The organism is Culturomica massiliensis (genome assembly GCF_900091655.1).
GTDB lineage: Bacteria > Bacteroidota > Bacteroidia > Bacteroidales > Marinifilaceae > Culturomica > Culturomica massiliensis.
Map to the genome: position 1 here is coordinate 1,426,165 of NZ_LT594621.1, position 20,705 is coordinate 1,446,869.

Annotated in this window: 21 protein-coding genes; 6 read left to right on the forward strand and 15 right to left on the reverse strand. The window is 52.4% G+C overall.

From position 1 onward, the window contains the following. Position 1: 1 nt before the first annotated feature. The 5 genes from BN8908_RS07210 to BN8908_RS07230 form a co-directional block, all read right to left on the reverse strand. A complete protein-coding gene (locus BN8908_RS07210) occupies positions 2-1,327 on the reverse strand; it encodes a hypothetical protein (protein ID WP_004293594.1) in 1,326 nt (441 codons plus the stop codon). Beyond that, positions 1,318-2,295 (reverse strand): DUF6046 domain-containing protein, encoded by a 978-nt coding sequence (locus BN8908_RS07215; protein ID WP_004293595.1) that lies wholly within the window; start codon positions 2,293-2,295, stop codon positions 1,318-1,320. Before BN8908_RS07215 ends, BN8908_RS07210 begins: the two co-directional genes overlap by 10 nt. 12 nt (positions 2,296-2,307) lie before the next feature. Continuing rightward, positions 2,308-6,150 (reverse strand): phage tail tape measure protein, encoded by a 3,843-nt coding sequence (locus tag BN8908_RS07220; RefSeq protein ID WP_004293596.1) that lies wholly within the window; start codon positions 6,148-6,150, stop codon positions 2,308-2,310. Positions 6,151-6,243: 93 nt separating this feature from the next. Then, entirely contained in the window at positions 6,244-6,429 is a 186-nt protein-coding gene (locus tag BN8908_RS07225; RefSeq protein WP_004293597.1) for a hypothetical protein, read from the reverse strand. A gap of 11 nt (positions 6,430-6,440) precedes the next feature. Further along, complete coding sequence (locus BN8908_RS07230; protein WP_008860783.1) at positions 6,441-6,797, reverse strand: hypothetical protein; 357 nt, start codon at positions 6,795-6,797, stop codon at positions 6,441-6,443. A gap of 224 nt (positions 6,798-7,021) precedes the next feature. Here BN8908_RS07230 and BN8908_RS07235 point away from each other — a divergent pair, with 224 nt between their 5' ends. From BN8908_RS07235 to BN8908_RS07245, 3 genes are read left to right on the forward strand one after another with little or no spacing between them, the layout of a single operon-like run. Further along, positions 7,022-7,999 carry a hypothetical protein gene (locus tag BN8908_RS07235; protein WP_004303975.1) on the forward strand — a complete coding sequence of 326 codons (978 nt, stop codon included), beginning with the start codon at positions 7,022-7,024 and terminating at the stop codon, positions 7,997-7,999. Beyond that, positions 7,993-8,775: a hypothetical protein gene (locus BN8908_RS07240; protein WP_004303974.1), complete on the forward strand. Its 783-nt coding sequence runs from the start codon at positions 7,993-7,995 to the stop codon at positions 8,773-8,775. The genes BN8908_RS07235 and BN8908_RS07240 overlap by 7 nt, the downstream gene beginning before the upstream one ends. Continuing rightward, entirely contained in the window at positions 8,772-9,536 is a 765-nt protein-coding gene (locus BN8908_RS07245) for a metallophosphoesterase (protein WP_004293601.1), read from the forward strand. Before BN8908_RS07240 ends, BN8908_RS07245 begins: the two co-directional genes overlap by 4 nt. Before the next feature lie 84 nt (positions 9,537-9,620). Here BN8908_RS07245 and BN8908_RS07250 read toward each other — a convergent pair whose 3' ends face one another. The 10 genes from BN8908_RS07250 to BN8908_RS07295 all read right to left on the reverse strand — a co-directional run bounded on the left by BN8908_RS07250 (position 9,621) and on the right by BN8908_RS07295 (position 18,493). Further along, entirely contained in the window at positions 9,621-10,112 is a 492-nt protein-coding gene (locus tag BN8908_RS07250) for a DNA N-6-adenine-methyltransferase (protein WP_004293602.1), read from the reverse strand. A 6-nt stretch (positions 10,113-10,118) separates the two neighbouring features. Then, a complete protein-coding gene (locus tag BN8908_RS07255; RefSeq protein WP_004293603.1) occupies positions 10,119-10,574 on the reverse strand; it encodes a hypothetical protein in 456 nt (151 codons plus the stop codon). Between the two features lie 3 nt (positions 10,575-10,577). Continuing rightward, positions 10,578-11,930, reverse strand: coding sequence for a DUF2586 family protein (locus BN8908_RS07260; RefSeq protein WP_004303973.1), 1,353 nt, complete (start codon positions 11,928-11,930; stop codon positions 10,578-10,580). Continuing rightward, entirely contained in the window at positions 11,930-12,277 is a 348-nt protein-coding gene (locus BN8908_RS07265; RefSeq protein WP_004293605.1) for a hypothetical protein, read from the reverse strand. Before BN8908_RS07265 ends, BN8908_RS07260 begins: the two co-directional genes overlap by 1 nt. A gap of 75 nt (positions 12,278-12,352) precedes the next feature. Further along, the gene (locus BN8908_RS07270; RefSeq protein WP_004293606.1) at positions 12,353-13,402 is read right to left on the reverse strand and encodes a hypothetical protein; all 1,050 of its coding nucleotides are present in this window, start codon (positions 13,400-13,402) and stop codon (positions 12,353-12,355) included. A gap of 126 nt (positions 13,403-13,528) precedes the next feature. Then, complete coding sequence (locus tag BN8908_RS07275; protein WP_004293607.1) at positions 13,529-14,767, reverse strand: Clp protease ClpP; 1,239 nt, start codon at positions 14,765-14,767, stop codon at positions 13,529-13,531. A 283-nt stretch (positions 14,768-15,050) separates the two neighbouring features. Then, entirely contained in the window at positions 15,051-15,755 is a 705-nt protein-coding gene (locus tag BN8908_RS07280) for a hypothetical protein (protein WP_004303972.1), read from the reverse strand. Further along, a complete protein-coding gene (locus BN8908_RS07285) occupies positions 15,752-16,330 on the reverse strand; it encodes a hypothetical protein (RefSeq protein WP_004303971.1) in 579 nt (192 codons plus the stop codon). The genes BN8908_RS07280 and BN8908_RS07285 overlap by 4 nt, the downstream gene beginning before the upstream one ends. Next, the gene (locus tag BN8908_RS07290; protein WP_004303970.1) at positions 16,311-16,946 is read right to left on the reverse strand and encodes a phage minor head protein; all 636 of its coding nucleotides are present in this window, start codon (positions 16,944-16,946) and stop codon (positions 16,311-16,313) included. The genes BN8908_RS07285 and BN8908_RS07290 overlap by 20 nt, the downstream gene beginning before the upstream one ends. A 224-nt stretch (positions 16,947-17,170) precedes the next feature. Then, entirely contained in the window at positions 17,171-18,493 is a 1,323-nt protein-coding gene (locus BN8908_RS07295; protein ID WP_004303969.1) for a phage portal protein family protein, read from the reverse strand. 243 nt (positions 18,494-18,736) lie between these two features. Here BN8908_RS07295 and BN8908_RS07300 point away from each other — a divergent pair, with 243 nt between their 5' ends. The 3 genes from BN8908_RS07300 to BN8908_RS07310 are packed head-to-tail and all read left to right on the forward strand — an operon-like array spanning position 18,737 to position 20,703. Next, the gene (locus BN8908_RS07300; RefSeq protein WP_004303968.1) at positions 18,737-19,234 is read left to right on the forward strand and encodes a hypothetical protein; all 498 of its coding nucleotides are present in this window, start codon (positions 18,737-18,739) and stop codon (positions 19,232-19,234) included. Positions 19,235-19,244: 10 nt separating this feature from the next. Beyond that, positions 19,245-19,583 (forward strand): hypothetical protein, encoded by a 339-nt coding sequence (locus BN8908_RS07305; protein WP_004303967.1) that lies wholly within the window; start codon positions 19,245-19,247, stop codon positions 19,581-19,583. Next, complete coding sequence (locus BN8908_RS07310) at positions 19,522-20,703, forward strand: phage antirepressor KilAC domain-containing protein (protein WP_229039658.1); 1,182 nt, start codon at positions 19,522-19,524, stop codon at positions 20,701-20,703. Before BN8908_RS07305 ends, BN8908_RS07310 begins: the two co-directional genes overlap by 62 nt. Positions 20,704-20,705 lie beyond the last annotated feature (2 nt).

A 20,705-nucleotide genomic window follows, 5' to 3' on the forward strand; every position in this document is an offset into this window, starting at 1 on the left:
CTTATTTCCTAATTTTATACGGAATACTCAGTTGTTGCCTGTATCCACCCACCCCGAAAGTAGTCGTTACCTCTTCCACGAGGTATACGCCGTTCTTGGAAGGATTACGGTAGTCGATCAGTTCCACCTGTACGGCAGGAGACAGTCCGAAATCCCCGAATACTGTCACATTGCCGGTGATTCCGTTCAGATTGTAATTCCGAAAGTATTCCGTCGTCTCTTCTACAAGCCGGTCGGAATTGATTCCGACATGAGGTGACATATATGGTACGATGGTATATGTGGATAAATCCACCTTGGTCCTGGTCTTCGCTCCTGATGCCGTCGTGTTGCCCGTTACTTTGTGCGTCTTTTTTGAAATCTGCGTGGCATTGACCGTCTGAAACTCCTTGCTGCCCGGCGTCGCCGGGTCGTATTCAGGATTCATGCGTACTGTCACCTCAAAGAATTTTTCATCCGTCCCGAGTGCCTTGCCCGTCACCGCCAAAAACTTCGGATCGGTCTTGACCACTTTCAGGTTGCTCTGCGCCACATGCTCGTTGAAGTATATCCTGTACGGTCCTGTCGATTCATCCTCCGGGAATACCGGCTGAGCCTTGCTGGACGAATAAGGACGCCCGACGGCAATGGACGGTATGGCCCCGTCATCATCGGCATCGTATTTTAAAAAACAGTAGACCTTGTACTTCGACCATTCGGAAAGGATATCCGCTACCGTGAAGTTGTCCGTGACCTTTACCTTGCCGATATGTATCTCAAACCGCTTCGTATCCGAGTGTATCCTGAAGCCGGTATCTTTCAGGATATTATACTTGCCTTCCAGCACCTCGTTCACCGTCGTCCCTTTCGCCGGGGTCTCGAAATGAGGTGCCTGTTTCAGTTTGAGTTTGTAGGCCATATTCTCACACTGGATTTCCAGCGTGCTGTCCGAATTGTATCCGGTAATGTATCCGTCGAACATATTTTTCAGCACGCCGTTGTAGCCCAGCTTGATATTGATGCGCTGTCCGACCTTGAATGTCGTCTCGTCAACCAGACGCTGCGCGCTGCGTTTCTCGATGATGACACCGTCCTGCATCACCTCCGTCGTTATCCTCGACACGTCCTTGCCCTCCAATGTCACGTTCCCGATAATCGTGGAGCGGCATACCGACCCTTTCGGGAATATCACTTTGGCCGTTCCGATCAGCTTCTTGTAACTCTCGTTGATTTCGAGCGACTGGACTTCCGTAATCTCCACGCCGTTCTGTATCCTCATCGGATTGGATGGGTCGGCATCCCCGATGGTGATGCGACAGCAGAGGATATCCATTGCAGCTATACCCATAAACGTGTCAGTTTAAGCAACGAGGCGGGGTCGATGACCTCCGTACCGAATTTAACATACTTGATCCACTTGTTCGTGTGCTTGATGGCCGTGTCCACCTTTTCCTGTTCCGCCAGTTTCAGTTCCACGGCTTCCGATGGCTCCACGGCGACACAGTTCAGCGAATACGGCTGCACGTTCCGGCAATCCGTAGGCTGTAAGGTATAGCCCTGTATAATCAACCGTGAAATGTTGAACTGGCGCAATACCGTGTTGTCGCAATCGATGACACCCTTGTATTGTACCAGCCTGATAAACTTGGACACTTCCGCCTCGGGATACACGTCCGGGTATTTGGAGGTGATCTTGCCGTTGATGGTAATCTCGAGGTCACCCCCGGATATATATTCCTTGCGGGTATAGTCCCGCCCCTGTACCCGGGTCAGCAGGATATTGTTCCGGCTGCTGACCTGTACCTGCGGTCCCAGGTCCACGAATGTCACCAGTCCATACCGGCTGTTCGGCAAAACCTTGCACTCGCTGTTGTCATAATACTTCCCCTCCTCTGATATGGACAGTTCCAGAAAATCCGCCACTGTCCGGCCGACGATGGAATCGATATGGTTTTTCTTCTGCGCCACCGCCTGCTGTTCCCTGATGAGCTGGTAGTACTGTCCGGTCTTGTTCGCAAGGCTGGACTGCGACTGTGTCTGAAGATATTTGTCCCGCACCTGCTGTTCCCAGTATTTGAGGTATCGGGGATAGGAACGTAGCAACCCGTAAGCCGTCTGCGAGGCAACCTGTATGGCTGCCCGTTTGAGCAGGTCATGGTGCCTGGAGAAGTAATGTACCTGCCCGTCCTGCAATTCGGCAAGCCCCATGCCCAACGCCAGACGCGTGGCGTTGCTGATGTATCCGCCAAGCGAACCGTGGTTGAGTATGCCTCCGCTCAACAAAGTCGAGGCCGCGATTTGTATCAGTCTTCCCATAATCCTTTCATTTTATGCGTTCCAGGAGGCATCGAAGTCATGCACGACATCGATGAGCGCCTGTGCCAGTTGTTCTTTCAGGTTCTGTATCTCTTCCGTCTGCCCCTCCTTCGACTTCATCAGGTCGATGGTCCTGACACTGAGCAGGCTCTCTATGTTCACGATGACCTGTTTAGGTGCCGCCGAGGACAACCGCCCCGTGCCGGAATAGTTGCCGCCGGCCCCTCCGTCATCCAGATGCGTGTTGGTAATCGGGTTGGCAGCAAACGGACGTGTATCGTTGGAATCCGGTTCGTTGCCGTACTGGTCGGGAGTGAAGCCCGCCACGCGGAGGATGTTCTCGGCTGCCTCCGCCGAACCTCCGAAAGTCTGCCGGAGCGATGAAAAGAACTTCACGAGTGTCGTATGTGCCAGCTTGCGATGCGCGATGTTGTCTATACGCTGCGCATCGGTGGCGTTCTGCCCCAGTGCCCGCTGTTTCCATAGCCCGTTTTCGTCCTGCTCGAATCCCCAGGCCCTGAACTGGTCAAAGTCGAACCCTCCCTTACGCATCAGCTCATGCGCATTGGCGGCACTCGATATGGCATTCCGATAAGCGGTGGCGGCACGCACAATCTCCGGAACGGTCTGCGTGTTCATGTACCGGGCATAGTCGTATGTGCGGGCGGCAACCGCTTCCGACCTGTCCCCGATATCATTCACATAGACGGCCTTGCCATCCTGCATACGCCACAAAGACTTGTCGAGATCCTTCTCCTGTTGCCCGAAACGCTCCTTTACCGTCTTGAGGAAAGCGTCCACTTCCAATACCGTACCCATCTTCCCGAACTCGGCGTACGCGGCATCGATACGTGTCTGGCTGTCGCGTTTGGCAAGGGTGACAAGCGCATCCCTTATGTCATCCTGACGGGCTTTGTCCATGTTATACACATGGTCTCGCGATACCATCCCCTCAGATGAAGCGATGGCAAATTCCCCCAAGAACCCGGCCCACCAGTTGGATGTGAAGGCTCCGATTTTATGTCCCGAAGCCTCTTCGATACTTTTGCCGGCAACGACCTCGTCCACGGCACGCTTTGTCTTGACAGCCATGTTATAGGTCTCGCTCAGGGAGGAGTAAAGTGCCTCTATGGACGGATAACGGTACTTGCGGTTCGATTCGATCTCTTCCAGTACGGCATCCTTCGCCTCCTTTATCTTCCAGGTCTTGTAAGCCACCCATCCCAAAGTCCCGACCAATGCGGCTATACCTGCCGTGGCGGCAACCGCGCCTGTACTGATGGCACTCAACGAGGCGGCAGCACCGGTCAGTCCGCTGCCGGTAGCCACCTGTGTGGCAAACAGCGACTGCAGGACTCCTTTGGCTCCGATGACACCGCCCCCGGCCATCAAGGCGCGGTTCATCGCTCCCCGTCCCGCCACGCCTGCGGACTGCATGGCCGACACGATGGCCCGCTTCTGGGCAAACGAAACCTTACCGATACCACCCGCCCCCAGCAGCCCCTGCACGGCACTGATTGATGTCGTGGCCGCAGACTGTTTGCCGATAAACCCCATGGCGATGCCGATATTCGTCAGGGCTCCCGCCACCTTGAACAGCCGGGTCGCGACAACGCCTGTAAAGACAAGCGGTTCTATCCAATGGAAATTGCGGGTCACCCATGCGCCGATATTGCCGATCACGGTGAAGATGTCCAACAAGGCATTCCCGATGGACACCAGGCCACGGGTAAATTCCGGAGCCTTGAACTTTGCCAGAAAAGTGCGGAGCACAGTGCGGATAGAGGGTTCCAACACCTCGTATGCCTGCATGAACCCTTCGGTCAGCTGGGAGGTCACCTGCGCCCACAATCCCTTGGTCGTATTCTGCTTTACCAATGCCAGTTCTGAGGAAACGCCCTGGGACCCCCGGTTATATGAAGTCAGTTCTCGTAGTTTGTCGTAGTTCTTCAGGAACATCATCGCCGCGTTACCGCCAATTTTCCCGAAGATTGCCTGGACATCCGCCATCGACGCGCCCTTCTTGTTCAATTCCTCGAAAATGTCCGCTATAGGACGGAGTTTCTCGACCTGCACCCCCTCGATGTCGCGCATTTCCGTGAACCGGATGCCCAGGCGGTCCAGAACTTCCTGTGCCTCCTTGGTAGGTTTGGCAAAACGTGTGGAAAGAGCACGCAACGAGGTTCCCGCCAGCGTTCCCTTCAGACCCATATTGCCCAAAAGACCGATGGCGGCACTGCTTTCCGTGAAGTCCACGCCCGCCATACGCAGGTAACCGGCAGCCATCTTGTATGACTCCGCCATCTCCACGATATTCACATTCGAGCGGGAAATGGTGGAGGAGATAATGTCCGCCACGCTGTCCATGCTGTCGTTATGGATATCATAACCGGCCATGATGTTCGTGGCCAGGTCGGCGATATACGACACGTCGTTGTCACCGATAAGTGCCAGGTTCGTGATCGGGCGGATGGACTTGTTGATTGTCTCGATATTCATGCCCGCCATCGACAGGTATTTGACGGCACCGGCAATCTCCACGGCTGTGTATTTCGTGTCGATGCCGATTTTACGGACATGACGGGCCATACTGTCAAAACGGGTCTCGAATGTCTTGAGGTCGCTGTCCGCCACACGGAGGATGGAATGTGCCGATTCCATGATGTTGGAATAGTCGATGGCCTTCGTCAGTTCCGAACGGATCAGGCTGTAACCCATATAGGCATTGAGCATCGAAGCGAACGGGAGGTTCCTGAGTGACGGCGCTTTCGAATACTGGATACGGTTGATGGCGGCACGGCGTTTACTGCGGTAGAGCGTACCGGCTGCAGTATGTTCCCGCTGCATGAGCCTGACGGACTGCATCGCATTGCGCTGTTCCTGCCGTCTTGCAGCCTGCTCGGCCTTTATACGTTCCGTTTCTGCCTTACGGCGTGCCTGTTCTGCCTGCCGGCGTATTTTCTCCGCAGCACGGGCGGCATTCTTGCACTCCCGTTCTTTAGCCCGCGCTTCATCGGCACGCCGCTTTTCCGCCGCGGCGGTTTCTGCCAGAGCCGCCTTACGGCGCTGGTCTGCGGTAAAGAGCTCCTCCGCGTGGACCAGTTTCTGGCGATGCAGCTGCTGTCCTGCATAAAGCCGTTCCATCAGTTTTTGCCGGGCCTTTTCGGGCATTACGAAGGCCTGCGGAGCATATGGCACCGGAACGGAAGGTGTGAGTCCTTCGGATGGTATGCCTCCCTGCATGTTGAAAGAAATGACAGAAGCACTTTTGATACGACCCAATAGGGAAAGTATCTGCTGCAACCTGTTTTCCGCCGTCCCGGTCTTGATTTGCAGTTCCCGGTCACGTTCCATGGAAACCAGGGCGGAGTTGATTTTCCCGATGGCTTTGGTAATGCGTTTCTGCGCGTCTGCCATCGTGCCAACGGACGAGGCGGCATTCTTTTCGATCTCCGCTTTGCGCATCTCGGCAGCCTTTTTCTCGTAAAGGCTTTTGGCGTTGGCCTTGATTTTCTTGCTGTCCAAAGCCTGACCGGCATTGATGGTCAGGCTGATGCCTTTGGAAAGCGTGGAAATATCCGTGAGTAACCCCTTGATACGTTCCAGCTTCTCTTCGCTTTTTTTCGTATCGATGGTCAGGCGGTAATCGAAATTACGTTTCTTGCCGTTCTTGGTGCGGAACACGCGGTCTATCTCGTCCATCATATTCTTGATGTTCGTGACGGCCGGAGTCAGGGACGCTTTCGCCTGTACCAACTTGCCTACCGCCTCACCGAAGGCGATAACCTGCTTGGTGCCCTGAGAGGCATCCACGTTGATGGAGTAGTTGACCTGATAGTTCTGTTCCTGAGCCATGGTAATGGGTACTGCGTTAAAAGAATAGTCTTTCCGCAAGGGCGGAGATTATGAAACGAAGGCCGCCGCAAACCGGAAGCTTACGGCGGCAGGTCAAGGAGTCCTCTCCGGCAATGACATCGGAACGGGCATACGGCTGATGAGCATCTGCTCGTGCAGCCACAACGCCTCTTCGGAAAGCATCGCGAACTCCTCGTCGGAAATCGTGTCGAGGTTGACGCCGGGAAAGTAGTGGCGGACATAGATCATCCGCTGGCGGATGCGCTGCTCGTCGGTCACTACCCACCGGCTTATAAGTTTACCAGGACACTCTGGCGGGTGGTGATCAGCTCGGAAAGCTGTCCCATCAGACCGAACAGGAAGAGCGACTCGTCGTCCACGAGTTCCTTATCTCCGTCCACGAAGCAGTCGCGGGCCAACGTGCGCATGGCGATTACCTCGTCCTTTTTGGAAGCGGCCATGAATTTGCTGAACTGCGGAAAGCTCGGTTCGGACATGTAGGCCACATAAATCTCTTTCTCGCCGTTTGCGGTGTCTCCGAAAACGACCATCGGACAAATCTTGCGGAGTTTCTTCTCCTCTTTCAGTTTGAGGGCTTTTTCCTTGATCTTGATCTCCTGTTCCAATGAAAGCATTTTTTCGTCCATATCGAATTTGTTTTGATTCACCGAAAGAGTAGGACAAAGAATCGTGGAAAGGTTGAAGACACGGTTCTTATTCACTTGTAATCCATATGTTATACAAAAAACTTCTTTGCTCCTGATATTCCCAGATCAGTCTTTAAAGGAAATTTCGCTGAATATATTTCATATATTTCTTTGATATATAGTATATAATCGTTAATTTTGCATATTCTCAAACATAAATGATTATGTGCAAAATAGATGATTTTATAGATGTGACAAGCCGGTACATCGCTGAATTGCTTGATTTGAGGGCGGACATCAGGCCGGTCGAAAAGGATGTCTTGCATACATTCCCAGCCAATATTACTGCCGGTTATACATTTTGTACGGCTAACTTGTTGGGGCATGACGTAGTTCTTCTGTATAGTGCAGACAGTTCTGCATATACTCCGGGGCAGATGCGGAAACAAAAAGAACTGGTTGAGCGAAAAGCCCAATGCCCGGTAATATTTGTATTGCGTACAGTGGCGGCCTATAATGTACGGCGTCTTGTCAGACATCGTGTAAATTTCATCATACCGCAAAAGCAAATGTTCATACCGGATTTGTTGATAGATTTGAAACCGCATAAAAATAATATCGGGGGCGGTGAAGAAACGCAGATTCCTGCAATTGCCCAATGCATAATCCTTTATCATCTTGAAGTAAAGTCTCTCGAAGGGAAAGGAACTTATGATATTGCAGATCTTTTCAACGTGTCGTATGCCAATGTAAACCGGGCGGTCAGATGGCTGAAAGATAAAGAAGTTATCGCTTTATCCGGCGGCAAGACAAAGAGTATGATATTTCAGTTCAAAAAGCGTGAATTATGGGACAGGATGTTGCCGTTCCTGGCGAACCCCATCGAGCGGATTGTATATACCGATAGTCTGCCTGATGAAGTATTTTGTATTAGTGGAGTAAATGCCTTGTCGGAATATTCAATGCTGAACAAGGAAAAAAATGACACTTATGCCATTGCAAAAGAAGAAGCTCGACGGTTGCAAATCCGGACAGACAAGGAATATGGCGAGACCCGCATAGAGATATGGCGTTACAATCCATGTTTTTTCTCAAAAAACGGCATTGTAGACAAATTGTCTTTATTTCTGGCCATGAAGGATATGGATGATGAACGCATTCAAATAGAATTGGAAACTATGATAAATAATATGATATGGTAAGAGGAATTGATAAATTCAGGGAGTTTTTCACCGGATATGAAGGAAACTATGTCATCATAGGTGGTACTGCCTGTGAAATGCATGAAGAAATATATGCACAAACTCCAAGGGCGACCAAGGACATAGACATTATACTGATTGTGGAGGCGCTGTCTTCGGATTTTGCTGCAAAATTCTGGGAGTTTGTAAAAACCGCAGGGTACAGACAAAGGAATAAGGGAACCGGGAACGGGGAATGCAGGCATGAATATTACAGGTTCAAGGAACCGGGAAATCCGGATTTCCCGTATCAGATAGAACTCTTTTCACGAAATATCGGGGTTGTCAAATTCCCGGACGATGCCCACATTACCCCCATTCCGGTTGATGATGACCTGTCAAGTCTGTCAGCCATTTTGATGGATGATGACTATTATAATTATACCATTGAACACAGCACGTTGGAGGAGGGCGTACATATTGCGAACATTGAAAGTCTTATCTGTCTGAAATGCAGGGCCTATTTAGAAATGACCGAGCGGAAAAACAATGGAGAACAAGTGGACAGCAAACATATCGTCAAGCACAAGAAAGATGTATTCCGGCTGGTTGCCATGCTTGCTCCTGCCGACACCTACGAAGTTCCTGATTCGCTTAAACAAGATGTTGACAGGTTTTGCCTGGCTGTCAAAGAAGAAGTGCCAAACTCTGATTTTTTCAAATCGGCAGGACTTAAAAGCATTTCCGGAGAACAGTTATTGGAACAACTTGAAGCCAATTTCATAACACAACAATGAGAATCCAATACGCATCCGACCTGCATCTCGAGTTTCGGGAGAACAGCAGTTTTTTGAAGCACAACCCGCTGGCTGTTGCCGGAGAAGTGCTTGTCCTTGCCGGAGATATAGGATATATCGGAGATGAGAACTACTCCAGACATCCGTTCTGGGACTGGGCTTCCGGAAATTACAGCCGGGTCATCGTGGTTCCCGGAAACCACGAGTTTTACAAGATGTTCGACATAGACAAGCTGTATAACGGCTGGTCGCTCAAAATCAGGGAAAACATCACCTGCCACTATAATGCCGTTATCCCATTGGGTAACGATATAGAATTGATCGCTACCACACTGTGGTCACATATCCTGTTGCAGGATGCCTATGAAACTGAGGCAGCCATCACAGATTTCCGCAGGATGCGTTACGGCAGCGAACCGCTGGACTGGACAAGGTTCAATGACGAACATTCGCGCTGTTTCCGTTTTCTGGAACAGAGCGTAAAACAAAGTACTGCCAGACATCTCATTGTCGCCACTCATCATGTACCGTCATTCGAACTGATGGCGCCGGAGTTCAAGGGCAGTCCGCTCAATGGGGCATTTACCGTGGAGCTTGGCGGTTTCATTGCAGACAGCCCGATTGAATACTGGATATATGGCCACTCGCACCGCAATATCAATAAGGTCATCGGAAACACCCGGTGCATATGCAACCAGTTGGGCTATGTGTTCAGTAACGAGCATACGTCATTCGATAAGGAAGCGCATATTTCGATTTAAGTCTGCCATACATAAATCCCGTCTGTCAGCCAAGGTCAATATCCGGCAAACAGACGGGTTATTATGTAACAAATTTATGGTTGACTATTGAAGTCGTGGCTTCACCAACTTCCCGTCGATACCGCATGTTTCCAGAACCGCGGTATTTTCTTTGTTGAAGGCGATCAGGCATGACGGCGCTCCGGCCGTACCACCCTGTTCCCCCGTAACATGGTAAAAACTGAGCCGTCCCTTGATAAAGAGTATTGAATCGGCGTTTGGGAATATCAGTTCGTGGAACAGGCGCGTGTCCGTGCGGGCAAAAGTGAGCGCGACGGCATTCCTGTGTTCGACACACCTGCGGATAAACCGGACAATCAGTGCAGTGTCATAGGGAGGATTGCAGAACACACGTCCGAACCAGGGTTGTTGCAGGCCGTCATCCTCAATGGTATAGTGATGTCGCGCCGTATCCCATGGGCGGTTTACGGGCGAACACGGATCCAAATCGAACGGCCCCAGCCTCCGAAGCAGGCAGGGAGGCGTGAGCCATTCGTTCTTTCCGGTAGAAGATTTCCCCTCGAAAGTTACATCCATGACAGCTTAGATTGTATCACCCGAGCCGATTTGGATATCGAACGGGTTGAGATCGAATTCATGGGTGATATTGGTATCATCCTGCTGTGACTCGAGACAATCCTCCGTGAAGATGCAACCTTTGAGCGTTACGGTCGTCGTTGTCCAGTCCTCGCCGGCCATCGGGTTGGCAAAGCTGATAATCAGGTCGAACTCGCCGATTTCGAGCAGCGAGCCGTACACCGAACGCAACAGCTGTTGCGTGGCATAGTCCATCGTGATGCTCGCCGTATAGGTAATGTTCCCGAACCCCCTCGACACCGGCCGTCCTCCCATGCCGTAGTTACTTTCGACCTTGCGCTTCTTCGACCATTTGATGGCCGACACGCCTTCAAGGGTCGTGGAACCTTCATCGATTCCCAGGGCGGTCGATGACAGGGTTATCATCGACCACGAGTATGCTACATTGTTGATTATTGCCATATGCTATGTCTTATTTGCGGTTAATGACAGTCCTTCCTCTACATAAATCTTCACGGCCACGCCCACCGGGACAAGGACATAGGAGATGCGCAGCGTGTCGTCCACCAACACGTTCTGGTTCGGGTCGATAGTGACGGCGTATCCTGAAATTTCCTGCGCCGCCTGCATCTTGGCCAGTATATCCCCGATGAGTGTCTTGAAAGCTGTAATCTTCGACGGGGCGAGGAACCCGGTTGAAGGATTGACCATCAGCGGTGAGTTCACATACGGCAGCAGGGCTGCACGCACGGCACGGCGGCTCTTGTTGATGGTGCGGTTCCGGGCAATGGTACGGAAATCCCCATGTGAGCATGTCTGGTCTTTCGAGATGTAGATCCCGTTCTCGCGGCCGGCATACTTGATGGGAAAAATATACCCCTTATCGTCGAGTTCGTCCAGCAGTGACGGGGAGAGTGACTCGTACCGGTTCAGGCTGAGGAAGTTCTCCTCTGCCTCGTCGAGGTTGATGTCCCCGAACCCCAACTCTATTTCCTGGAAATCGTCCGCGAAGAGATTGAACTGCTTGACCCATGCGATGGATTCGTGCACGTTGGCCTTTGCTATGGCTCCCATAACCGCTCCCAAAAATCCCACGGGCGTATGGTTCCTGTTGCACATCTGCATCGTGGAGATCTTTTCGTGATGCGCCTGGCCGAATATACAGCTGATACGGCTTGATTCACAGATGCATGAAGGTATTTTATTCAGGTCAATCTGACGCCCCTCAGTCGTATCCGCCCCCGTATTGGAAGGATTGGCGGAAAGGATGAGCGAGAGCGGCTGGTTCTGCTCCGCAAGCCCCACGGCCACGTCGTTGAGCCCCTTTACCAGATTGAGGTTGTATTGTTCCGATGCGCCGTTCGCTTTCCACAGCGGCTGTTCCGTCCATATGCCTATCTGGTTGATCATACCCCCGGCAGCACGCTGCATGATTTCCAGCGCATCCCAGTTCGCCGAACAGTCCGCGAACATCACGTAGAGTTTTCCTGAACCGCCCGGATTGCCGGACATGCGGAAAAATTCACGGATATGGTATGCCGGGATGCCGTGCAGGAAATTGACATTCATCTCCTCCTCGTCGGTTGCCTCCACACGTTCGATGATACCGAAGTCGTTCACGGCGGACTTGAACGAGGTGATGTAGCAGACATCGCCAGGCTTGAGCCTGGTCTCATTGGTTTTACCATACCCCTCCGTGAAAAGCGTCGGCTGGAGGGACACGTCGAACAGCAGTCCCGTCACCTTCTCGCCCGACGAGCCGGTATCGTAAGGAATATTGCCGTCCACATCCTTGATAAATACATTACCGAGTGCCATTATGATTTCTTTTTAAGTTCGTTGTAGAAAGGATTCCTGTAGAGTACGGCCTTGCCCCTGATGGCGGCCGCCGTGTCCGGCGCATAGGTTCCTCCGTGCGTGTCGATGTACAGCGACGGATATGCCGGGAACTTTTTCAACAGGGACAGGATGTGAGGCTCTGTCGTCTCCTCCGACCCTGCATTCCCTTTCCCCGCGGTCTTGGCCGGCAGCCTGTCTTCAGTCTCGCCGCCTGTCCCGAGGTTTTCCGATGCCGTTTCCGGAACGGGCACCGCCTGAGCCTCCGGTGCAGGAATATTATTGTTGTCTGTCTGCGGAGTTTCCTCCGTGTTGATTTTCTTTGCCATAACAGTAGAATGAAAATGGGGAACGGGGCCTTGCCTCCGCTCCCCGGGTGGATATTGAGAATGAAGAAAGGTGTGTTATTCGCTCTTCTTGTAGGCGGTATGGACCACGATCTCCGCCGGGCGGACGATGTTCACGTCCATTTTCATGCGCATCTGGAAAAAGAACAGCTCGGAGTTGGCCTGCAGACGGTCGATTTTCAGGATGTCCGTGTCGTTCGCGTAATCCACCCCCATCCACAGGTTGGAGTCCATGCCGGTGGAGAACTCGCCGAGCACCATCGTGTGTTCGGGGATTCCCACGACCGGGACGATGCGCTTGCCCTTGAAGCGATAGCGGTTGACCTCGGTATTCTCGGAATACTTGACCTGCTTGTCCGAGATATATTGGTCATACGCGTCCCAGGCGTCCCATCCGACCACAAAGGTCAGAGATGTCTTCTTTCGGATCTGCTTCGGACATTTCCTCCACATCGCATAGAGCGCCGCCTCCACCGCGGCCCCGTCCGTCAGCTCGGTCGTTCCCGAAATGATGCACTGCCCTCCGGCAACCACCTCGGCATCGGAGGAGTTCACATTGTCGAGGATCCGTTTGATGACCCCGTCAAAATATTTCTCCTTGTTGGCTCCGATTTTCGTGCAGCCTTCCGGTGCGGTAATCTTGGCCACCGTCTCTCCTCCGCGGGCGGAAGTCCAGATGGCGTTTCCGATATACTCGTTTTTCTTGTCCATAAGGAGACGGAGCATCGTCGCCTGGATTTTCGGGTCGAGCTCGCGGAACACGAGATTGCCTTCCGGCTGCGCGAAACGCCAGTACTTCTCGTAGTCCCTCGGGTTAAACTCGAGATAGACCATAAAATCGGACGGCTCAAGATGGCGTTCGGTGAACTGGTACTCGTTCGTGCCGTCATCGCCCTTGGCTCCGTGGATGGGTTGTGGGGTCGGCACGTTGTCCTGGATAATGTTGCCCAGCTTGATGGCAGGAAGCGTATAGCGGTGCTGGATGCCCGTCTTGATATGAATCAGTCCCTCGCGGACTGTATCATTGCCCTGCACGGTATAGGTCAGCAAGTCCTCAAGTACTTCGCCGCTATACCCGTTTTGAAGAAAGTTTACTGTATCAGCCATTGTCGTTTTAAGTTTTCCGTTGAAGAATGAAACTCGGCCGACTGGCGGATACCTGCTGTTTCCGCGCGAGACACTGCGGTCTCCGGCATGTCAGTTAAAATCGGGCGGACGCCCGCGGATAGTCTGTCAGAGCTTTCGGAACTTGAAATCCGCACCGACCACTTCCGCCACCTTCTCGGCCATCAGCTGTTCGGCGGTCTTTGTCGCTTCCGCCGTGGCCTGGATGTTGGCAGGGTCATCGGCGATTTCCTTCGAGATTTTCTCCCGCGCGGGAATGGAAGCCAGCGTGCTTTCCGCCAACTCGAAGTTGGAACCGGCCATCTCCACCCACTGCGTTTTCGCCTCACGGTCAATCTTGCCTTCTGCAATGGCATTCTCCACCAATGTCTCGATACGGGAAGCCTGCTCGTCCTTCTCTTTCTGCTCGTAGGCGGAAAGGCGTGCCGTCGCTGCGGCCAGGTCTGTCTGCAAGTTCCGGATGGAGGCGTCTTTTCCGGCGATGACGGTCTGCGCGTCGCTCAGTGATTTCTGTATTTCTCTGTATTTGGGTTCCATCGCGGCCAGTTCAGAGATACGTGCCATCACGTCCTTGACCTCACCGTCCTTCATGCCCAGCGAGGCTGCAATCGCCCCGTACTCAAAGCCTTGTGTCTTGTTTTCGTTTGCCATATCGTTTTCCGTTTCTGTAAGAGTAGGTTCAATGCCTTTGAAAGGTTTATTTCCCGCGCTGACACGGCTCATCAGTTCCTGGATGGCGGCCGTATCGGTCAATCCTTCTATCTCGTCATGCACTTTACGGCAAAGCTGCTTCGAGGTATGGATGACATGCTCCGCAGGTATGATGCCGGCCTTGACGGCAGCCTGTGCGTCGAAATAGGTCCCGTCCTTTCCTGCCTGTCCGTCCATGATGGCCCGCACATGCTCCGCTTTCAGGCCGAACCGTTTCCGGTAAATCGTCTCGATCTGTTTGGTAAAAGCCGTTACCATGTCCGACGGTTCCCCTCCGTCATCGTCCGGCAACATCGGGTTATGAATCATCAGTATGGCATAATCACGCATGAGAGAACGCTTGCCCGCCGCCCAGATGATGGAGGCCATCGATGCCGCGACCCCTTCGATGATACATTCCGTATCCACCGTGGCATTGGCGATGGTGGAATAGGTGGACATGCCGTAAAGGACACTGCCGCCCTCCGAGTTGATCAACACACGGATACAGGAGGGACGGATGATATTTTCCAAAAAGTCGAACTCGTCATTGAAACGTGAGGTCGTCTCTTCCGTCACGCGACCGAAGAAACGGATAACAGCCGGCTGGCCTGCCTTCGCCTCTCCGACGACATATTGAAGTGTGTTCATATCCATATGCAAGGGTTATTTGAACAAGAGTAGGCGGTGGGAAAAGAAAAGGTTTTGCACTGCTATTTATGGAAGTGGAAATATGAGAATCCATCCATTTATGGAAATGCGATTATCTTTACAGTATAATAGATTGTTCAAATTACAGACCGGTTGCAACTATTTGTATCAAGACCGGCATGCTGAACATTCTAAATTCAGCAAGTACAGAAAATGTATCATGAGTCTTGTATTATCTGCTGATTCATGTCTGTTTATACGCAGTGCGGATAAATCTCCTGCATGGATTTCAATTTTTCGATCCGGTATCCGAAAAACCAGATACTTCGTCATGTTCCGGACGCGGATGGAAGCCGTGTCCGCCGCTGTCATGTTGCGGCGCATCGCTGTGTTGGGTGAACGGGGGCATGACCACATACCTTTTTACCCAGTCCCTGTATTTCCACGCGGAAGATTCCCTGAACCATACCTCGTAGTCTATCCAGTACGCCTGCAACATATTGGTTGAAAGCGGCATGTCGAAATAGGTCAGGTTGCACCGCTCGCTCAGCGCCGGCTCATGGTTCTTGGCATCCTGTATGGCTACATTGAGCCGCTGGAAGACCAGAAACGCCTCGCATTCCTTGTCTTCGTCCGCATTGTTGAGCGTATTCAGGATAAACCGCACGCGCATGGTGGCGCGTCCCTCACCGATACGCTGTTGCTGTACCAGGTACCTCACGTTGATAAAGTGGATGAACACGGCAGGGAACACAGTCTCATACTCCGTGTTATCGTCACGAACAATGCGGGCGAACTGGCCGTTGTCGATAGCGACGGTTTTGAACAGGGGCGGCGACAACGGGTCGTCCGGATTCTCCCGCAGGGTCAGGACAGCCCGCTTAACGGCCCGGTATATCTCCACGAAAGGGTTCGCGGAAACTTCTTCAGGCAGGCTCTCCGCCGGTGCCGACGGTTGTGCGGGCTGTGGTGCGGGGTGTTTGTCTTTTATCATAGCGGCTGGTGTGGAAATCCTTTAAAAATCATATCTATGAAATGGACGGCGATATAGTCGTCCGTTTTCGGTGAGAATCCGATGAACTGCCGGTGTACGGGACGGCGCGTGGAATACTGGTTTACCGTGTACAGCCCGAACTTCGGATCGGTATTGTGTATGGCGGCATAATGCCCGTAACGCTCCTTGCTGCGTCCCCGCTTGCCCTTGACTGGAAAGCTCTTTTCCGTAGTCCACATGCAATACCTGGCGCCTTTCCGGAAGATGCGCGTACGGTCCGAACGCCGTCCCACTATGTCTGTCCGGCCGGCTTCCGACTGTATGCTCCGGGCCAGAGTCCCCGTATCGTTCATGAGAGGATGGGTGAACCTCTTTCCCCATTTGGAGGTACGAGGCGCCCATTTGCTACCGTTGAATCCCCCCGAAGCGAATGAGGACAGGAACTGCTGCCTGGTATAGTCACCGGCAGCAGTTGCGAAGTCGAATACGTTGAACTCTAGCCGGCTGGCCATGACGCGCGTACTGGTCCTGCTTACCCAGTGGCTGCAAAACTCATCAAGCGTTATCTTGGGCATAGGCGAACTTTCCTTTAATGCGTTTCACAATATCATTCATGTAACCCGGAAGCGGGACGGAGAAATAGCGGTGCGCATCGGAAAAGATACGCCCGCCGGTTGCCAGGCTCTCCCGGAAGACCGGATCCACCTTTTCCAGATAGTCTCCCTTATCCGGCAAAGCCGCCCGGACAGCGGCGAACCCCTCCGCGACCAGAAAGCAGCGGCATCCCCATTCGATCGGCGGTATCAGTTCCGGAGGAAACTCGGATTTGCGGAAGGAAATCCCTTCCAATGAAAGATGCCAGGCACGTACCCGTTCATCGCCTTGTGTCATGTAGGTAAGCACGGTATCCATATCCACCGCCATCCACCATGCGGCCATCGAGGCCGCGAAGAATACCTGGTTGTTCTCTTCCTCCGCATGGACGAGGTTATACCTGCGGCATATCTTTTCGTGTGCTTCCATGTCCTGTTCATCCGCTGTCTCGGGCAGTTCCCCGAGCATGGAATACTCCTCTGCCGCGGCAAAATCCACCAGGTTGTCTATGGCTGCAATCAGGATGTCACGCTGCTGCCGTTCCCTCTCTGTTGTAAAGGAGTTGTGATTTTTCAGTATCTCCAATGCCCGGTCCATGTCGATTCGCAGACCTGTCAGCGCACGGTCTATGAGGAAAGAGGCACGCAGGGTGATGATGTCCTCTATAATGTCGAGACGTTCCGCGCTGTTCTCCCAATAGAGGATCAGCCTGCGGAATGCATCGAAAATGACACGATACTCCTTTTCCGTATCGGATTCCGTGGTTGCAGATGCCCTGACAGCTCTGAACGGAGCGTTGTCCGGGAGCGGAAGACGGGCTTCTATTCCGCTCCCCGCAGAAAATTTCCGACCTTCGCCCCCCGGGGGCGTCCGTAACGCCGGAAATACTCCTCGTCCGACATGATGCCCCGGTCGTTGTGGCTGAGACCGGATGAGCCGCCTTCGGCTCCGAAACCTAATCCCGGGATAACATTGAGCTGCCGGCCCACATTGATACCGAACTCTTTCTCGATCTCATCGGCCGCCACTTCATATTTGTCCGTGATCAGCGAATAGAGCTTGATGCGGTCCTCGTTGCTCATCTCTATCCGGTTCGAATACCGGAACTCCAATCCTCCGGGGATATACCCGATAGCCACCAGGCGGGGGATTATCTCCTCGTTCATGATGTTTTCGATATACCGACGGTAGACTTCGATACGGTCGCGGAAAATGTCCTGGTGTGCTTTCGTGGAACCCACGTACGACTGCATCCCTCCGGCCATCGACTCGGAGCCGAGCACGAGGTTGGCAACTTCCTTGTTCACAAACTCGATAAGCCCGGTATATATCTTTTCCGAGTTGGACATGGTGAATGTCTTGATATCGACCTCGTCCTCAATGCCGGTAACCACCACCTTGTTCTGTGCCGCGTTGGCTATCTCGTTAGCCAGCCTCTTGCGGTCGGCGTTGCTCTCGCTGACCGTCTTTCCGTGGATAATCGGCTGTCCGTAAGTATGGGAAAAGTTCACATAGTTGGCCACCGTGAATTTCTTGGCCAGTATCAAAGGGGTCGTGGCGGAAAAAAGTCCCAAGTCGCCGGAGTTTACCAGTACATAACAACGGTAATATGCCGGGTCATGTAAATCCCAATGCGGCTCCCACAGTCCCTGCCGCTTCAGTACCGTTTTCTGGTCCGGTAACACATTACGCCGTTCGATGATGTTGACTTCCGCCAGCCTGCCCGTTCTGGGGTCAGTATGCGGCATGATTTCAAGCAGGGTGTACCCGTAGAGTTTGGATTCCACTATGCCCTTGATTATCTTGTCGAACTGCGAACCCTGTATCTTCAGGGAGTTCGCCACGTCCTTGATGTATTTTCCCTTTTCGTTTACACGGGCAAGCATATAGCGGTCGCCGAGAATCTGGCTTTCCAGTGTCTCGACAACGGAACGTATATGAGCGTCCTGTTGCAGGCAGGCTTCATACAGGTCAATGAGCCGGGCGCGGTCATCGAGAATATATCCCGAACCGGTATCCTGACGACATGAACGGTAGCGGTTGTTGCGCTCGATTTCGCGAACATACTCCTGAATTGTCTTTTTGGAGGTCTTAAAAATACTCTCCAAGAGTTCCCCGTTAAATGATTTGTCCGATGTAGCCATAATTTTTTTGTTTCTTGTTCAAAGAGTAGAGACAATCCTCAAGAGAGGTTTTTACGGCTAAAAGAATATATGGAGAACGGGACTCTTAATGCTTGATTTACAAACCGAAATATGCAACTTAAATATATAGATATTTCGGTTTTATTTGCGTTGTAAATATCTTATTATCAGTAATTAACAATTTATTAAAAGTGTAATTTATGTATATATTTATAGTGTATTTCATATTAAAAAGATATATCTTTGCACCACGTTAGATACAAATCCAAGAACAATGAAAAAGAGAACATGAAAGAAGAAAAGATTCCCTGCCGGATAATCCGGTACAGGGAGTTCCCCGATCTGCTTTTCGGAACGTTACGGGAAGACGGACCGGTCTATTTCGACGCGACACGCTTCATCCAGGCCAAAGGAGATGCACGCCGGCATAATGTCCGTGATTTCCGTGTCGCTTTCCATCACTGGGCAACGGCGTTGGCAGACGCCTACGGAATAGACAGGGAAAAGATGATCATCCGTGACGAGGCGTCGGGACACCTGTTAATTGATGAATGTCTGGCTCTATTATTTGTCGTTTACATCGATCCCGCGTTCGGTGTCTACCTTCTGGAGCGCGTGGACGAACTGCTGTCCGGTGGATTTACGGTTTCAGACACTTGGCTGGTACAGGCTGCCGGTCTTAGATTTACAAAGGAGGAATTAACGCAAATTTTAGAACAACATGAGACGCAGCACATTTAAACGACCCAAGATGGTGCTCATCTTCAACGGGGCACAGGTTCTTGTAGCGGTCACGCGCTCGCTGCACAGCGCGGCGGAATTGACAAAAGGCAACTTGCAGGCTATCTCATTCTGTTGCACGGGCAAGTATGTATGCAGCGGCGGACTCTATTTCAGGCATCTGCATCCGGATGTGGAAATCGAGCTGGCCGACCTCGGCACACTGATGCTGAAAGATTATGACGCCCTTTGCGGCGAGAAACGCACGTACTATCCGGTGCGCAAGATGGCACATAAGAGAGCCTTGCTTGAAAACAAACGTAAGTCTGATAACCAAAAGAAAGGAGGAAATACCTATGAGGGAAAATAGGAATGTTCCGTTCCGGGACTGGAACATAAGGGTTTCCCGGAACCATAACGGCCAGCTCCATATCTGCGCCGTGGATATATGCGATATACTCAAGCGGGACGAACTGCTTGAAAACGGCGCCATCGCCCGTGTTTGCCCGACGGCATTGAAAATCAGTTTCCGGAAAAACGGCAGGGAACAGTGGGGTTTCCGTCCCATCGATATGCGTCGGCTTTTACAACTGGTACGCAAGGAGACTATTATACCCCGTGACCTGCTTGATGAATTGGAAGTGTGGGGCAACAAGCTTCTGGAACTGGAAGCCGGGGAGCTGCACGCCGTCCCGCAGGACGACATCGTCATGCACTTCGAGGAAGGGTTCCCCGTCACGTTCCGGCGTGTCGGCGACAAGCTGATGGTCAACGCCACGCAGATCACGATGCACTTCGGGAAAATCCCGTCTGAATGGCTACGCATCGCTTCCACGGATATGCTCCGCAGGGAAATGGCCGGCAACGGACATACCGGGAAATACGAGTCGCAAGTCTTCACCACACGGGGGCGGGGGCACGGTGCGACCTGGTTGGAATCACCGCTTGTCATACCGTTGGCCAGATGGATCGCCCCTGACCTGTCTTTGGCGGAATGGTTGGGCGAGGCTATCGGCAAACTCTCCGTGAAACGAGGGAAGACAATCGTACGCGAACGCCCCAGGGTGGCGGCACCCGGTCTGCCCTGTATGGATTGTCCCATGCCGCAGGATATGGAATCGGCGACGAGACTGATTCTGGAACTGCGGAAGGTGGTGAGTGAATCCCTGCCGAAAATCGTATTCTACGAGGAGTTTATCGAGAACAGGGACTGGTTCAAGAGCACGCGCATCGCTGACGAACTCGGCATATCGCCGCGACAGTTGCACCAGTTCCTTGCCGAAGAGGGCATCTGCAAGTACGAGAAGCGGCAATGGGTGGTCTTTCCTTCCTGCCGGGCCTGGCAATGCGATGTGCCTTACACGTGGGAGAACAGCCGGGGCAAGGTATATACTTTCGGATCCACCAAACGATGGACACAGGCCGGACGGGAGTGTATCATAGAACTGTGGCGCAAGAGGAACCCTGAATACTGCCCACCGGGTGCATAGCG

What these genes read in the sequence shown, in the direction of transcription:
- BN8908_RS07235 (WP_004303975.1), top strand. Translation starts at nt 7,022, where the DNA reads ATGTGCAAAATAGATGATTTTATAGATGTGACAAGCCGGTACATCGCT.
- BN8908_RS07215 (WP_004293595.1), bottom strand. Translation starts at nt 2,295, where the DNA reads ATGGGAAGACTGATACAAATCGCGGCCTCGACTTTGTTGAGCGGAGGC.
- BN8908_RS07280 (WP_004303972.1), bottom strand. Translation starts at nt 15,755, where the DNA reads ATGATAAAAGACAAACACCCCGCACCACAGCCCGCACAACCGTCGGCA.
- BN8908_RS07250 (WP_004293602.1), bottom strand. Translation starts at nt 10,112, where the DNA reads ATGGATGTAACTTTCGAGGGGAAATCTTCTACCGGAAAGAACGAATGG.
- BN8908_RS07275 (WP_004293607.1), bottom strand. Translation starts at nt 14,767, where the DNA reads ATGGATATGAACACACTTCAATATGTCGTCGGAGAGGCGAAGGCAGGC.
- BN8908_RS07220 (WP_004293596.1), bottom strand. Translation starts at nt 6,150, where the DNA reads ATGGCTCAGGAACAGAACTATCAGGTCAACTACTCCATCAACGTGGAT.
- BN8908_RS07270 (WP_004293606.1), bottom strand. Translation starts at nt 13,402, where the DNA reads ATGGCTGATACAGTAAACTTTCTTCAAAACGGGTATAGCGGCGAAGTA.
- BN8908_RS07245 (WP_004293601.1), top strand. Translation starts at nt 8,772, where the DNA reads ATGAGAATCCAATACGCATCCGACCTGCATCTCGAGTTTCGGGAGAAC.
- BN8908_RS07290 (WP_004303970.1), bottom strand. Translation starts at nt 16,946, where the DNA reads ATGGACCGGGCATTGGAGATACTGAAAAATCACAACTCCTTTACAACA.
- BN8908_RS07265 (WP_004293605.1), bottom strand. Translation starts at nt 12,277, where the DNA reads ATGGCAAAGAAAATCAACACGGAGGAAACTCCGCAGACAGACAACAAT.
- BN8908_RS07210 (WP_004293594.1), bottom strand. Translation starts at nt 1,327, where the DNA reads ATGGGTATAGCTGCAATGGATATCCTCTGCTGTCGCATCACCATCGGG.
- BN8908_RS07230 (WP_008860783.1), bottom strand. Translation starts at nt 6,797, where the DNA reads ATGGACGAAAAAATGCTTTCATTGGAACAGGAGATCAAGATCAAGGAA.
- BN8908_RS07255 (WP_004293603.1), bottom strand. Translation starts at nt 10,574, where the DNA reads ATGGCAATAATCAACAATGTAGCATACTCGTGGTCGATGATAACCCTG.
- BN8908_RS07260 (WP_004303973.1), bottom strand. Translation starts at nt 11,930, where the DNA reads ATGGCACTCGGTAATGTATTTATCAAGGATGTGGACGGCAATATTCCT.
- BN8908_RS07240 (WP_004303974.1), top strand. Translation starts at nt 7,993, where the DNA reads ATGGTAAGAGGAATTGATAAATTCAGGGAGTTTTTCACCGGATATGAA.
- BN8908_RS07295 (WP_004303969.1), bottom strand. Translation starts at nt 18,493, where the DNA reads ATGGCTACATCGGACAAATCATTTAACGGGGAACTCTTGGAGAGTATT.
- BN8908_RS07305 (WP_004303967.1), top strand. Translation starts at nt 19,245, where the DNA reads ATGGTGCTCATCTTCAACGGGGCACAGGTTCTTGTAGCGGTCACGCGC.
- BN8908_RS07285 (WP_004303971.1), bottom strand. Translation starts at nt 16,330, where the DNA reads ATGCCCAAGATAACGCTTGATGAGTTTTGCAGCCACTGGGTAAGCAGG.